The organism is Blautia marasmi (assembly GCF_900258535.1).
GTDB classification, from domain to species: Bacteria; Bacillota; Clostridia; order Lachnospirales; family Lachnospiraceae; genus Blautia; species Blautia hominis.
In genome coordinates, this window is the sequence record NZ_OIWX01000001.1 from 1,660,878 (window position 1) to 1,676,137 (window position 15,260).

12 protein-coding genes are annotated in these 15,260 nt (G+C 40.3%); all 12 read right to left on the reverse strand.

Translation table 11 applies throughout. The features are described from left to right. Positions 1-12 precede the first annotated feature (12 nt). Entirely contained in the window at positions 13-204 is a 192-nt protein-coding gene (locus C6P39_RS07330; protein WP_242986977.1) for a hypothetical protein, read from the reverse strand. Between the two features lie 212 nt (positions 205-416). Next, the gene (locus C6P39_RS07335) at positions 417-938 is read right to left on the reverse strand and encodes a signal peptidase I (protein WP_104803311.1); all 522 of its coding nucleotides are present in this window, start codon (positions 936-938) and stop codon (positions 417-419) included. 42 nt (positions 939-980) lie between these two features. Further along, positions 981-1,967 carry a MucBP domain-containing protein gene (locus C6P39_RS07340; protein ID WP_104803312.1) on the reverse strand — a complete coding sequence of 329 codons (987 nt, stop codon included), beginning with the start codon at positions 1,965-1,967 and terminating at the stop codon, positions 981-983. Continuing rightward, positions 1,964-2,761 (reverse strand): sortase B protein-sorting domain-containing protein, encoded by a 798-nt coding sequence (locus C6P39_RS07345; protein ID WP_104803313.1) that lies wholly within the window; start codon positions 2,759-2,761, stop codon positions 1,964-1,966. The genes C6P39_RS07340 and C6P39_RS07345 overlap by 4 nt, the downstream gene beginning before the upstream one ends. Positions 2,762-2,773: 12 nt before the next feature. After that, positions 2,774-3,541, reverse strand: a complete 768-nt coding sequence (locus C6P39_RS07350) for a hypothetical protein (RefSeq protein ID WP_104803314.1) — start codon at positions 3,539-3,541, stop codon at positions 2,774-2,776. After that, entirely contained in the window at positions 3,541-4,041 is a 501-nt protein-coding gene (locus tag C6P39_RS07355) for a hypothetical protein (protein ID WP_095176219.1), read from the reverse strand. The genes C6P39_RS07350 and C6P39_RS07355 overlap by 1 nt, the downstream gene beginning before the upstream one ends. A gap of 14 nt (positions 4,042-4,055) precedes the next feature. After that, the gene (locus tag C6P39_RS07360) at positions 4,056-5,036 is read right to left on the reverse strand and encodes a DUF5979 domain-containing protein (protein WP_242986979.1); all 981 of its coding nucleotides are present in this window, start codon (positions 5,034-5,036) and stop codon (positions 4,056-4,058) included. 57 nt (positions 5,037-5,093) lie between these two features. After that, positions 5,094-5,957 (reverse strand): class C sortase, encoded by an 864-nt coding sequence (locus C6P39_RS07365; protein ID WP_095176221.1) that lies wholly within the window; start codon positions 5,955-5,957, stop codon positions 5,094-5,096. Beyond that, positions 5,958-6,857, reverse strand: coding sequence for a class C sortase (locus C6P39_RS07370; RefSeq protein WP_104803316.1), 900 nt, complete (start codon positions 6,855-6,857; stop codon positions 5,958-5,960). 112 nt (positions 6,858-6,969) lie between these two features. After that, on the reverse strand, positions 6,970-8,448 hold the full coding sequence (locus C6P39_RS07375; protein ID WP_158661483.1) for a SpaA isopeptide-forming pilin-related protein: 1,479 nt from the start codon (positions 8,446-8,448) through the stop codon (positions 6,970-6,972). A gap of 115 nt (positions 8,449-8,563) precedes the next feature. Beyond that, positions 8,564-14,863 carry a DUF7604 domain-containing protein gene (locus C6P39_RS07380; RefSeq protein WP_104803318.1) on the reverse strand — a complete coding sequence of 2,100 codons (6,300 nt, stop codon included), beginning with the start codon at positions 14,861-14,863 and terminating at the stop codon, positions 8,564-8,566. After that, positions 14,853-15,062 (reverse strand): hypothetical protein, encoded by a 210-nt coding sequence (locus C6P39_RS07385; RefSeq protein ID WP_095176225.1) that lies wholly within the window; start codon positions 15,060-15,062, stop codon positions 14,853-14,855. The genes C6P39_RS07380 and C6P39_RS07385 overlap by 11 nt, the downstream gene beginning before the upstream one ends. Positions 15,063-15,260 lie beyond the last annotated feature (198 nt).

Here is a 15,260-nt window from a genome sequence, read left to right on the forward strand (position 1 = left end):
CCTTCCCAAGCCTTATTGTTGCTTTTTTTTCTCTTCCGACTGTTCTAAGGCTCTGTCTATAAACTTTATTAACTCTATAGCACTGCGGAAATCCTGTTCGCTCTGTTCTTCCATCCAGGTGACACTGCCCTGCCATGTAGCGCTTTTATTGTCAGCAATTTTAACCACAAAGGTCTCTGCATTTCTCGCCATTCTATTTTTCACAATGTTTTTCTCCTCCGGAAGGTGTTTATCAAGTTGGATCATCCAGTTATTATATATAATATTGTACTGCAGACAGCATTACAAAAAGCATTACATCATTACCTATCTGTAACCCTATTTTCCCTGTATGCTAATCTGTAATGGTGAAAAGACCAACAAGAAAAAATCACCAAAAGCCCTGAAGACTTTAGCTGCATTTTCTATCGCCTACTCTATTCCCGTCTGCGGATCACTGAGGCTATAATCTCCAGAAACAAAGCTGCGGCGATCACACCGCCGGCAATGATCTTTCCGATCGTACTTGTGAGGGCCTGTGCAATTCTTCCCAGAACGGGAATTGTGTACACTACTTTTCCTATAAAATTGCTGTAGGAAACCGTGTTCATATCTTCCGTCTTATTTGCGTCACCTTTGGTGACAAATTCACCCATGACCACTTTATTCTCTACAACTCTATGGGTGATTATGGCATTGGAATCCTTAGCTCCGTAGAAAGCGATCACATCATCCTCTTTCATATCCTCAGGTGCTGCTTCCTGCACATATACCAGGCTTCCCGTGGGGATTGCCGGTTCCATACTTCCGCTCACCACGGAATAGGCATCATAGCCAAAAAGCCTGGTTGCTGTTATGGGAAGACAGACAAGCACCAGACCTATCAATAAAACAGTGCCCAGTGCACTGCAAACTGCAGACACTGGGCTTTTTTTATCCTTTTTCTTCTTTCTGCTCAAAATCGGATATCCTTTCTGTTACCTATGCATTTTTTATATATATTATCTGCGGCGTCTGATCAGAAATACAGCTAATGCTGAAAGTGCAGCAACTGCTCCGACTCCGATCGCAATACCGGCTGCCAGCGGAAGACCTTTTTTCACTTTCTCTTTGGTTTCCTCCGGGTTGTCAGCAAGGGGAGTTTCCTCCTCGTCTAAATCTACAATATCCTGATTACCTTCCGGAACTTCCTCAGGCTCGATCACCTGGGTTCCCTGATCCGCTCCGGCTTCCGGAGTGCCAGTTCCCTCAGCAGTCCCCTCTGTACCTGGGGTTCCTGCCTCACCGGGGGTCCCTGCGCCCTCTGTACCTGTAGTACCAGTTGTGCCAGCTGCGGGTGTTTCAATTACGGTGGTCTCCGTTGTTGTGGTTCCCGGTATTATGGTTGTGACTGTTGTGGTCTCACCGGGGACAGGTATAGTTTCTGTGGTTACCGGTGTATAAATAAAATTGAATACATTCTTAGATTCGTCAGATAGCAATGTTTTTGTAAAAGCTTTCACCATAGGTGTGTAATTTTCTATATACTGATATGCCACTACTGGTTTATCACCCACATTACCATAGTTAATACTGCTCGGTAGCAGTTCATTACCCTCCTCATCACGGTAATTAACAGTATAACTAACCATATCACCTTTGATACCATAAGCAACTACAAAATCTTTGTCACCGTCTACATTAATTCTTGGATTTTCAACAGCGTCATTATTATCACGTCCACTTTGCCGGATACCTTTTATATAATATTTACCAGAATCTATAAGCTCTAATCCTCCGCTTGATATATCGAATTCTACTATATCGCCTGTTCTCAATCCAGTTTTAACAATTTTATCTTCACCATTTAGAAATATACCTTGTTTTCCAGCGTAAAGGGTTACTGTATAGGTGTATTCTTGTTCTGCTGCTGTAACATTAACTACCGTTGAGCTAAGGAGCATACCAACAGTCAGTAAAGATATTAAAATCATTTTCAACTTCTTCATGACTTCAGATCCCCTTTCTCATTTTCATGGTGTTTTTTTATAGAAAGCATTCCGAAAATCAACAGTATGACCCCACTTATCATGGCTATTGCGCTATAAAGCAGGATATTCGTTGTATCACCTGTCTTTGGACGGGTTATGGTCTCTCTCACTGTATTGGATGTACCCGTGACGGTCTTTCTAATCACAGTGTCCTCACCTTTTACTGTGACAATAGACGGAGCAACTTTTTCAACTGCGAAATTCATCTGCAGACGGGCCAGTGTATTCTGATAACCATTTCCTTGTGTTTCACCATCTAAAGTAACTTTTAAATGAACAGAACCAATGCTACCCGCATCCAATCTATCCAAATATAAAAAATCATCAAGAGAGTCAGTAGCCTGCTCAAGTCCGACACCAATATTAGATGGTTCCTCACCGCCTACTGTTTCATTGTTATATAATACTGCCTCCGCACCAGACGGTGTAACATATGTCAATTTATAGGTATATGCTCCACCTTCTGCTTTGCTTTCTTCCTCCAAACTTTCTAAAACTTCATTGGACATATACCAGTCTGTCTGCTCTTCACCCGAATTCTTTATATCCACCTGCAGTTCTATAGTATCACCGGGAAGAATTCCATATATCTTCTCTGCCATCTCCCTGGAACTAAAATTGCTATTTACGTCATCCCCGTCAAAGTTGACCTGCCAACTTTTATCGCTTTTAAATTCTTCTGCATGCACAGTTAGTGCAGTGCCTACGGTCATGACTACTGCCATGACAAGGCACAAAATTTTCTTTTTCATATTCTGTACCTCCTATCGTAAGCTGATATCTCCATTGCCTAAAACTCTTACATCTACGCCCCAAGCACTCTTTATCGCATCAGGAGCATTATGCGTCTGAACCGCATCCACCTCTGCCTCTACCTGAAAACTATAACCATCATAGTCATAGACAGTCGTAATAGTCTTGTAACCCGTCTCTTCATCCACATTCACATGCTCTGTAATCTTCTTACCCAAAGCCGGGTCGATTCTCAGAGAATCTGCAAAATTGGTAGTTGTTTTTCCTGCTGGCAGAATTTTTGTATAATAAAGAACCGTACGCTCCTTGGTAGATGCATCTGAATCCACCTTCCATCCATCATCCGTCAGATTAATTTCAATTAGTTCCGGTGAAAGTTTAGTATCCTTTACAGCTTCCGCTCCTTCACCTTTTAACCAGCTTTTGGTGAGAATTACTCTAACATAACTATCAATGGTACCACTGTTAGTGACACTAAGTTCTTCATGATATCTCTTTCCAAGAACAAATTTCTCTTTTTTTAAATCTTCCAGAAGATTTCCTGTTGTCACATTCCATTCCCCATCTGTATCATTATCATAATCCCTGCTACTGACTATGTTTCCGTTTTCCACCAAACTTACACCTATGCTGGATGTACTCATCTGGACTGCATAATTTTCACTGTAATAGGTCAGAGCTGCCTGAGCACTTCCCACTGTACTTCCAAGCAAAAGTAATGCGGATGCGGTGAGAAGGATAACTGGTTTAACAGAAAAGGATTTTTTCTTCTTTTTCATTATTCACCAACCTCCTCTTGTTTCGCGTTCCAGTCTGCGTAGGGATTGCCCTGGTCATCATATAAAACCGGTGTGCACTCCTGGGCCACGATAACATTAAATTCTTCTTCGCTGTCTTTGGAATCAATCTTAACCTGAAGTTCTTCTGTCTCGCCCCCCGCCGGAACTACATCGCTGTAATAATAGTAATCCCCTTCTCCCGGAGACCATTTCTCGCTGCCCTGATATTTCAGCCCATCCTGATATTTATCTCCCGCAAATACTTTTACGCGGACATAGCATTCAAAATCGCCTGTATTCTTGATCACAATGTGCTTTGTCCAGTCGCTGACCGTCTCTTCCGGGACAGTTGTTGTTGAACCAAGGCTGATGGTCACACCGCCCGCTGCTGTTGCATAGGTGGTAAAGTATGCCATAGCGCTGTTCACTGACAGACCTGCAGTGAGGGCGAGAGCTGCTGCAGCCAGACAAAGGCTTTTTTTACTGAATTTCTTCTTCATCTCTCCATCCTCCTTTACTCCTGCTCACCTGTATTGTCTTTCTGCTGTTCCCAGTCCCAGTCACCTTCATTGTATGTGAAACGGTTGACTACGCTGCTGCCGCCGTTGTTTCGGTGGTCGTATTCATTTTCAAAAGAAACTCCTGCAATATCATCTGCTGCTATGACTGCGTGCTGTGTGGCTTCAGTTGTGAGTTCATAACTTGCACCGCTGTAAACCTCTGTAACTGTGACATTCGCACCTGCTGGGATATGCTCAATCTTCACACTTTTTGTTCCCGGAGCGTTAAAGGAAATGGAAACTACATTGCTGTAAACTACCTCATAGTCCTTCTCTGCCTCTACCTGAAAAACAAAATCTGCTCCGCCTAAAGTTTCGTTGTAGGAGGTGAGTGTTTTACTGATCTCCAAATCTCCATAGCGTTTTGTCTGTGAAGGTTTTAAACCGGTTGTCACATCATATACCCAGGTATCATCCTGTGTGGACTGATAATAGTTGTTCGGAAGGGATACCAGGTAAGGTGTAAAGTCATAGGTATTGTAATCTGACTGCACGGACCTGGCCGCTACCAGATACATTCCTGTTGCAAGGTTCTCCGCACTTCCTCTGGATTTATCCTGGCCTTCCTGACGCTGCATCTGGACATTTGCTGTGGGCTGGGCCGCAAGGCTGTTTACCAGATCTGTGGCTTTTCCTGCCAGCTTCTCCCAGTCTTCTGCTGTTGTCTTGTCGCTTATAGAGGTCAGATCCAAATCTTCGTATCCGGATAAAACTGTGTATTCCCCGTTCTCTTTCACATCTGCTACTTTGTACAGGTCAATGGGGATTACCAGATTGTCCAGCTCTTCATACTGTCCATCCAGTTCAAATGTCAGGGAACAGCTTTTCTCTGTATCTATGCCGAAGGCTGCATATACCTTTGGCAAAACCGTTGCGGAAAGCACCAATGCCAGAGCCAGAGCTAATGCACTTCCTTTTTTTATTATCTTTTTCATCTTCACATTTTACCCTCCTCTGAAATCTCATTCCCTGTCATCCACTGTATCCGTATTTTATTTTTTCTTCCGTGGTCTAAACAGGAATTTCATTAAAAGTATCACAAGCAGTGTCACAGCCAATCCAAGGATCAGATATATCATATAATAATTCTGAACTGCTTTCAGCATGGACTGAACCGGTGTGCTTTCTATTTCTTCCTCTCCTGTATACGGTACCCGATGTCCGCGGACTAAAAGCCTGTGGGAGTTTACACCGTATGGAGTGCAGGTGAACAAGGTTACATAATCCTGGCCTTCTTCGATGGCCATAGCGCCGTCTAAGGTTTCCCTGTCATCTTTGTCTATCATAGTAAGGATTTCGTCTACCTCATAGGCTAAAGTTTCGTCCAGTACGTGAATGTAAAATAAATCTCCGCGTTTTAACTGGTCGACATCTGTAAAAAGTCTGGCGCTTGGAAGTCCTCTGTGGGCTGCCAGTACGCTGTGGGTGCTTTCGCCTCCGATTGGTAATTTGGTTCCGTTTAAGTGGCCTACTCCGGTCTGGAGGACATCGTCTCCGGTGCCATGGTAGATGGCAACTTTTATGTTGATCTTGGGGATGGAGAGGTATCCCATGATCCCGTCATTGTTGACATTAAGAACTTTCCAATATTCTGTATTTTCCAGTTCTTCTTTATCCTCTCCAAATACATCACCATAAAGATTGTTCTGGGTTAGAGATTCATCAAAGGCTCTTGCGGCTTCCCATTCTTTTGTAAAATCTTCCGGCGTCATATCACCGATGGTTTCCTCATAACTGCTTATGAGTTTACTCTGGCGGTAGGTGTTCCACTGATTGGAAACGGTTGGGTAAACCAGGATACCAAACCCTGCCAGAAATAATAATCCGAACAGAATCGTTGAAATTTTTCTCTTCATTTATTTGTCCGTCAGCTCCTCATTCTCCTGTTTCTCACCCAGATCAAGCTTTTTTCTTAATTTCTTTTCACGGAGATAGAGGAAAGTAACAAAGGCTGCTGTGACTGCCAAGCCTACAATTACCCAGAAGAGATAACTTGTGTGCATACTTACACCGGTCAGCAGGGAAGTAGGTGTTTCTTCCATTACTGTCTCTTCATAGGGAACGCGGTGCCCGCGAACCAGAAGTCTCTGGCTGTTCACGCCGTATGGTGTACAGGTAAAGAGGGTTACTAAATCTTTTCCTTCCTCTACTGCCAGCCCTTCGGTTTGGTCAGGTTCTACGACTGATATCATATCCACTTCATAGCAAAGGGTATCATCTAATATATAGAGAAGGAAATGGTCGCCTTCTTTTAACTTGTCAAGATCCGTGAACAGTGTCGCACTTGGAAGCCCTCTGTGGGCGGAGATGACAGCATGTGTGCTCTCTCCTCCAATTGGAAGGGAACTGCCTTCCAGATGGCCTGCTGCTTTTTGAAGTACCTCATCCTCCGTTGTATGAAAAACAGGGATTTTAATATCAATTTTAGGGATTTCTACATATCCCATCATACCATCACCTGTGAGGTTAAGACAAGACATATATTCTTCGTCTTCCTCGGAAGCTTCCGCTACGGCAAAGGAGTCTGGGAGGATGCTGGGAAGAAGGGCATTGTTGTAAGCTTCTGCGCGGCTTGCTTCGGCTTTGTAGTCAATCTCACCGGCTGTGCTTTTTTCATTTACCACTTCTTCGTAATTACTGATCAATTTGCTCTGTCTGTAGTTATTCCATTGATTTGATACGAAGGGATACAGCAGCAAGGACAAACCGGCTAAAAATAGAAGGGAAACAATGATTATGTGTGCTCTTTTTTTCATCCGGACTCTCCTTATTGTTGTATTTTTCTAAAATGCCGGGGCGGGCCGTCCGCCCCGGCATTTTGTTGTTGCTTGGATTTGTTGCTAATTGTTATAAATGATTGTGGTTATATTATTTTGCAGATTTTCTGCGGCTTGCGAAGAAGAGACCTGCTGCTACAATCATGATGAGGCATCCGCCGATGGTGAAGATTGTTGTACCGATTCCACCTGTGCCAGGAAGAGAGGAAAGCTTTGTATCTAACATTTTTGAAATACCTTCTACAGGTTTATCCAATTCAGCTGGTACATCTCCCCAAGTTACAGTTGCATCTGTTTCATTGATGCTATAGCCATCAGGAGCTTTAATTTCTTTGAACTTATATTCAACACCTTTTTCAAGACCGTTTACTGTGACTGTTCCATCATCCTTGGTTACTAAAGTTGTTGCATCCTCTTCTACTGTAGTCCATCCCGTAAGCTTCTTTGTTGTTTCATCAACTATGGCGTAATTTACTACGTTACCTACTACTTTTGTCAATACAAATTCTGCTCCGGCAAGCACTATAGTATCATCATTTGCATCTTTTTTTGTAAGAGTAACGGTACCACTAACTAATTTATCATTATTGCTACCGTAAACATCTTTACCCTCGTTCTCACCTTTACCTGCATATACAGTATTATTAACTATCATATCTTTTACTATTGCAGTATAAGTTAATTCAATATACATATTAGCATATGGGTTTCCAACCAAAAGTTCGTCTAAATTAAGTTCAAATGTCTGGTTATTATCTGTTGTTGTAGTAGGCACAACTTGATAAGTATGTGTATATTTTGACTGTTCTGCATCTTTGGTTTCTTTAATGACAACATTTACATCAAGTGTATTATCCTTCAACTCATATGCTGCACCTTTAATTTCATCAATAATTCTATAATATTTATTAGTGTCTGTCTCAGGAACAAATGGTACTATAGAATTAACTTTATAGGTAACAGGTTTGTTAATCTCAACTACTTTATCTTCGTCATTATTCTCTTTTTCAACATGTGTTGTAGATTTCTTGGCATTGATTTCTTCTGCATTCAAAATGCCACTTGGTTTTCCAGAGTCATAGTCAAATCCTACATATGCTGCCATGGGGCTGTATGTAACGCCTTCTCCTTCAAATCCTCTTATTACATAAACACCTGCATTTTCAACAGGTATAGGATTAGTGTCGGTTGCAGTCTCATCTTTAATAGTACCAAATACATTCTGTAATGCAGCAGCATATTTATGTGCAAAACCTGCAATTTCTTCAGCTTCTTTAGCGCCTGGGTTCTGTGCATATATCATGCCTTTGATAATTTCTTGCTCATTATTTGTATTAAAGGCATTCGCTTGTGTAAAGTATTGTGCATATCCATCTACAAACGCCCAACCAGTATCTGTAGAAGCGTCATCTTCAATTACCTGTACTGTTCCGAATCTTGCACCCTCTGCATTGTTGATTTTGATTTCTGCATTGCCATCTGTTGATTCTGCTGCAAATGTTGTTAATGTGGTTCCCAGAACCATCGCCAATGCTAATAACATGGCTAATACTTTTTTAATCTTACTCATATCTTTTCTCCTTTTCTTTTTAGGGCTATACCCCATTGTTTTCTTAATGGTTTTAATATGATTTCCATCCGCTCTTTAGCGGTACAGGGACCGCTGAAAAATCCATTCATATTATCTAATTTTCCAGCACCTCCCTGTATTTATTTTTATATAAGATTAGGACTGCTGCCATCATAAGCAATACGCCTCCAATCATATATCCAAAAATCCCTGAACCGCCTGTACTTGGGAGTTCATAAATGGCATCATTAGTAATATGAATTACGATACCATCTGTAGAATTGCTTAAATCTTTCACTGATTTTCCATCAAGTGTTATTAATAAGCCATTACTAAATTCTAATGTCCAATCTCCACTAAGTACATAACCGACTGGTGCTTTCGTTTCATGAATCGTGTACTCTCCATCAAGTTCGTTCAGGTTAACTGTTGAATCCTCTGAAAGTATCCACTCAATAGATCCGTCACTCCCGGATTTTCCGGTCGCAATTACTAATTCCTCTTGTTTTAATTCAAACTCCGCACCAGGGAGTGGCTCAGCCTTCTTATCTCCAATCGGCGTACTTGTCTTTATCACCTTCCAGTTTAACGTATTTGTAATGGTGTATGCATTGCTTGAAGTTGTCACCTTCGTATTATAGCCAGATTCTACATTTGTTTCGACGATTTGATATTCGTATGTGGCAGGCAGATTATCTATTAACATAGTCCACGATGAGCCATTGTCTATATTTTCAGCAGTCATATTATAAATACCATACCTCTTCCAAATATCACTTTCACTTTCTCTATACTGAAGGGTAAATGAAATAAATTCTGGCCTTGTATCTATATCACCATCATTCCATTCCTTATGAACAGTAATACTTGTTGTTTTTATCTTGTTTACAAAAGAAAATATTGTTTCATTTTCTTTTGTGGTTGTGTTCATGCCTTCCCGCTCATAGAACTCACCAGCACTGCCTAACAATTCTTCAGCAGTATAGGTTACGCCAACTTTCTTTAACAATGTCACGGTTTTCGTCCAAGAATTAGTATCGCTCAGGTAGAAAGTCAGATCATTCTTTTCATCTCCGTCCGATACTTTTATTCCCAATGCATTAGGACGTTTATTCAATGCGTTATCATTGTCATTCCATGTTTTTTCAAGCGTTACCTTTTCCGTTTGTAAAACGTTTGCAATATAGTAGTTTTCATCCGCGCAGTTAGGATCGTATACATTTGTAATTGTAACAATAGTCATATTATCTGTATAATCATATACGATATTACTGATGTAATTTGCTGGAGAATTTTCCTCACGTACAGCATACATATATTCTACTTCGCTACTTGCGCTGCCTTCTTTCATAGGGAGATCAGACCAAAAGAATTCCCAGTTATTATCATCGCTTAATGTCTGAGTATCATAAATCTTTGCATCTCCACCATCTGCACTTTGATAAAGGCTTACCTCAATTGGATTATGTGTAGTACCACCATCCCAAACTTTTTTTACCTTTATAGTATTTGTTGTCACCTTGGAGTAGCTATTTGTAATAACTGCCTTTGTACCCCCATCTGTAATCTGGTAGGACGCAGTGTAACCATCTATAGGCTCCTCCGTAATACTGCTGATTGTTTTAGTAACAGGTACTTTTTCTGTATATTTGTATCCATTTACTTTTGTTAATGTAATTGTGTTCTTTGTTCCATCTGTATAAACAACATAGAGTTTTACATCACCAGATGGATTTTGAACACTACTTGGCTGCTTCCATTCCTTCATATAACTTAGTTCATGTGTAGTAACCTGAACTACTGGCATTGGATATATGGCAGATCCGTTTTCATTGTTAACTGTATATTTAACTGTTGTCTGTTCTTTATCATTTGAATAGAATCCTTTTTGACCTGCACTCGTATTACCTGTTCCAGCATCACCTATATTGGGATAATCACCGCCTATATTACTATATTCTTCATTAGCTTTTTCTGACGGCTTTACCTTAAAGCTTACAGTATAGGTTGCTCCGTCTTCAAGGGAATCGCCATTTAATAAAGTGACAGTAACTGAATGATCCTTAACTTCTTTACTGTAGTCCTCTTTACCTAAAGTTGTCTTAACACCAGCTGCTGTTCTCTTCGTTACTGTAATTGCCGGACTTGTTTCTGCAAACACTACATTTTCACTTAGTGTATCTGTGATTACAACATTTTTATAAGTCGGAATAACTTTATTTAATATCCCATCCAATGCAGTTTTTAAATCTGTTCCATCTACTAATTCAGAATTTGACACTTTCCCAGAGAAAGTCTCCATTCCCACCTTTGTTCCACGAGTTAAATAAACAGAATACATTTTAGAGGCGCTTAATGCTTCTGACCCCCTTACAACACTTGCCGCATCTTCATAATATGAATCTTCTGTTGAATTTCCGGTCCCTATTTCTGTATACCGCCCCCGTTTATTATATCCCATGGAATATGTTGGCTTACCATCAGAGAGAAATACTACAACCTTTTCATTATTACTATTACCTCTCTTGGACATCAATGATGATGCCTGCTGTAATGCATATGTCCAGTTCGTCCCACCAGTTGCTTTGAGTTTATTTATTCCCTCTTTAAGGTTTTCTTTTCCGTTTGTCTGATACCAGCCACTTACTTTTGTCTCGGACTTACCGGCAAATGAAACGTATGCAACTGAATTTACATTTCCTTCTCTGGAGAATATCCGATCAATAATCCCTGTATCATTTCCTGTCAACAGTTCTTTTAACTTAGGAAGTAAATTATTATAAGTACTATCTGTCTTCCCATCTGAATTAGTCCCCATACTTCCTGACGTATCAATTACAAACAGGATGTCAGCACCTTTTGCCTTTCCTTTTGCTCCTGTCACATCCAGATTCAAGGTATATTCAGCAGTATTTTCGTTGTACTCAATATACTTATTGTGCGCCGGTTCACCAAGTCCTGAGTCTCTGCTATCCCCCGTCGCTGTAGCAGTCTTTTGCCCAGCACCCAGTGTAGACACTGACGCCATACGGCTTATGACATTGGGGGGTAAATCCGATTTATTGCTTACACCACTAAAGTCTGTTTTTTCATAATCCTCACCGGTTCCCGCTTGTGCTATACCATTACTTGGCGATTCATAAGTATAACTACTGTTAATCACACCTTCCTCTACTGTATAGTTGATTTTTACTTTAGAACCATGATAATCATAATATACTGGAACCTCCCACGTAGTCTTCCACTCACTGTCCTCGTTTAATGTAGCCGTCTGTTCATACTCATCAAGAGATTTTTCTACAGTTGCCCCATTTTCTTCCACAATGATAGATGCCTTTAGAGTAACATCCAGACTAGACGGTCTTGTGTTAAATTCATTATTATTATCATCCCAAATCTTTGTGAAATTTATTTTTTTATTTTCTTGCCGATCATAACTGTTAGTAAACTCTACATTTGCAATTGTTTTTCCTTTAAGCTTTTCTATTACTGCACTTGTTGTACCCGTAGTTACCGTTGGTTTTTCTTCACCTAGTACAACCTTTGTCTTTGAAGTTGATATTAACCTATAATCGGAAAGTTCGGCATTTAATTCTTTAATGGTCACTCTATATTGGCTTCCATTTTTAATTTTTTTATTTTTCAAACTATAATGAAGGCTGCCGTCAGGATATTGCTTCATATCCGTCCCGTTAATAACAGTCATTCCGAACAGTTCCAATATTTCCCGTTCCGACAGTACGCTGCCATCAGCTTTATTTGCAGTAATCTCAAATTGAATCTTATTCTGTACATTTGTCAATACCTCATTACCAAGCCCTTTAAATTTCTTCTCAATCTCAATTGAAAATTCATTTTCATCTACTGGCGGAAGGTCCTGCGAAAATCCAATCTTATCAACGAGGTTACCAATCGTATTATTCCCTGATGCAGTTGCACCTGACACAAAGAAGAATCTAGTTAAGGACTCTGTTGGTATGTATTCACCAACAATCTGATGCCAATCTTTAGAATCGCTGGATACATTTACAACCAATAGACCATTTTTATCGAGAAGTGTATTATTTACTTCTTCCGGCTTCTTAGTGCGCTCATCACTACCTTCGATAATAACACCATTTTTTTTAAGGTATGCTGCTAATTGACTCTGAGTCTTAACATCCTGAACCTGGGACGCTGGTGCAATAACCAAATACATTGAATCATAAGTAGTACCATAATACTGATTAGGCCACTCATAACGAACATCTCCACTCCTATCATTTCTTGCCCTATGGTGAAACCAATAGTTTAATTCTGTATCGGGAATAGTCAAAACTTCCTGATAAAGAGCTCCTGCCGCTTCACAATTTATTTCTGCAAATTGTTCACCATCTGCTGTCGAAAGATTTTCGCTCATAAACCTCGGCTCAATATTCCCCCTCCATATCCACGGCACTTCTATATCACGACCCCATTTATTGTATTGCCCTGTACCAGTTGTTTGCCATACACCGCCTGCATCAGCATAGGCTTTATTACTCCATTGACTATCTCTATTATCGCTATAGCTACCATCATGGCCGTCTGATTTTGGATTTTCAAAACTACCATTTTGCAGTTCATCGTAATATACTACCTGCACCGGATCTGATGTAACTGACATCCCATCACTAAAGCTTATCTTGACCTTATACCATTTGCGAGCACCTTCATCAAACGCCGGATATAGCTTGGTACCATCAGCCGAAATATTTGAAGCCTCTCCTTGATATTGAATTCTTTCGACTATAGAATATTCACCATTTTGGGTATTACTCTTATACCATGTAACATCTTTAGAGATTCCACCTGTATAATTAGCAGTTAATGTTCCGTCTAACAAAATTTCATTTTCAATTGTTACTGTCTTATTTGAAGAGGCAGCGAGCCATGTGATTGAATATGCTGAAAAGCTATCAGTTATAAACTCTGCCTTTCTTACTTTTATATCATTTGTAGTTTCTACTGTTGCTCCCTTACTGGTCTCCCCAATCATATCAACTACTTCTTTGATTTCGCCTTTTCCATCCTCTTCTAAGTGCATTACTGTGACATCAAGATTTGAGTTTTCTTCAATTCCTTCAGGAATCGCCTCCTCCTTATAATCTATAGTAACTTTCACATCACCATTTGGTTCCATTTTTTCGCCGTTGTCGTTGATGAAGCTAATATCATAAGCGAGGAACCCGGCAATTTTGTAATCTTCACTTTCTGCTTTCTTGCTCAGCTGTTCTTCAACTTCCTTGTATTGTTCTTCTGTCTCTGTTGTATCCTTTTTTATCGGTAAAACCTGAAGTTTAATATTCTCAGGAATCACACCTTCTTTTTCTGCGCTTACTGTAACCGTTACATCTTTATCTTCATATTTTATTGTTTGACTCTGTTTATTTTCTTCCAGAATATCTTTCCCTTCATCAGGAACCGCTTCAGACTTGGTTTCTTCTATGTAGCATCCATAGATAGTGGAAGTTCTGCCTTCCATCTCAATCTTCTCTGCAACTCCATCCGTATTAATAGAAATCTCAGATAAATCATACTCATCAATATTTTCAATGCTCTGTCCTGCATTCTGAAGATTTTCTAACATCTCATTCTTCTGTATGATCTCAATGATCTCATCTTTGTCATCCTGCACTTCCGGGTCAGCCGGGTCAAAGTAGAAAACATTTGCTTTCTTTGTGTCTTCTATATGAAGTCCGCTTCCCTCAAATATAATGGTGATTTCTTTCTGAGGTTCTGTGACTTCTCCGTTCACTTTAAACTTAATATCATAAAGTATGTAGTCACCGAGAATATCGTTTTCCGGAAGAGCTTTTGTCATCAAATCCTTTAAATGATTTTCTGTGGCTTCATCCAGGTAATTTACTTCCATTGTGATTTCAGAAGCACTTGCCTGAAATGCACCTTCCGGTAAGTTTGCTGTTACACGCTGTACAACATTTCCGTTCTCGTCTGTGAACTCTTGTTTTAATTCTGTTGCTTCAGATACAGTCTCCGTTTCCTGCTCTGTTATCTCATTACCTGCCTCTGTTCCCTGCTCAGGTGTCCCTTCCTGAGATGAATTACCACCAACCATTTCCGTTACACCGGATACGCTGTTCTCATCTGTGTTCGGTACATCTGTGTTTTCCGGTGTATTTGTTTCTGTCGGTATCTCTTCCTGTGTCTCTGTGGCTTTATCCTGATCAGCAGATTCATCTGCAGGTTCCTGTTCTGTCCCGACTGCTTCTCCCTCAACACTTGCTGCTGCAGGTTCCTGATTGGCTGTATCTTCTGGTGTGGAGGTCGTTCCGACTGATACCTCACCATTTGCCATAGTAGATATGCCAGTACTGAGCACCAGGACCATGCAAAGTACAACTGCTAATATTCTTTTCTTTATATTACTTTTCATGGCTTCCTCCTTCTACTATATCTTCTTCTATTCCGGCAATAGCTCCATCTATCATCTTCAATAATTCCAAAGCGCTGCGAAAATATTGTTCCCTTTGTTCTTCCACCCACAGGACACTGCCCTGCCATGTGGCATTCTGACATTCATGAATTTTTATAATAAAAGTTCCTTTGTCTTTTTTTACTGTTTTGCCACTCACAACACTCTCGCCTCCTTTGGGTAAAGTTTTTAACTCTTGCTTAACTATGGTCTTATTGTACTGAAAGGAGCATTACGAAAAGCATTACACGCATTACTTTTTCAAATCTTTTTCTCTTCTTTATCTCTTGTGTAATGGTAATGTGAAAATCCTGTGAAACGGTCTAAAAAAGGGCAAAAAAATACCGCCGGCAATCCG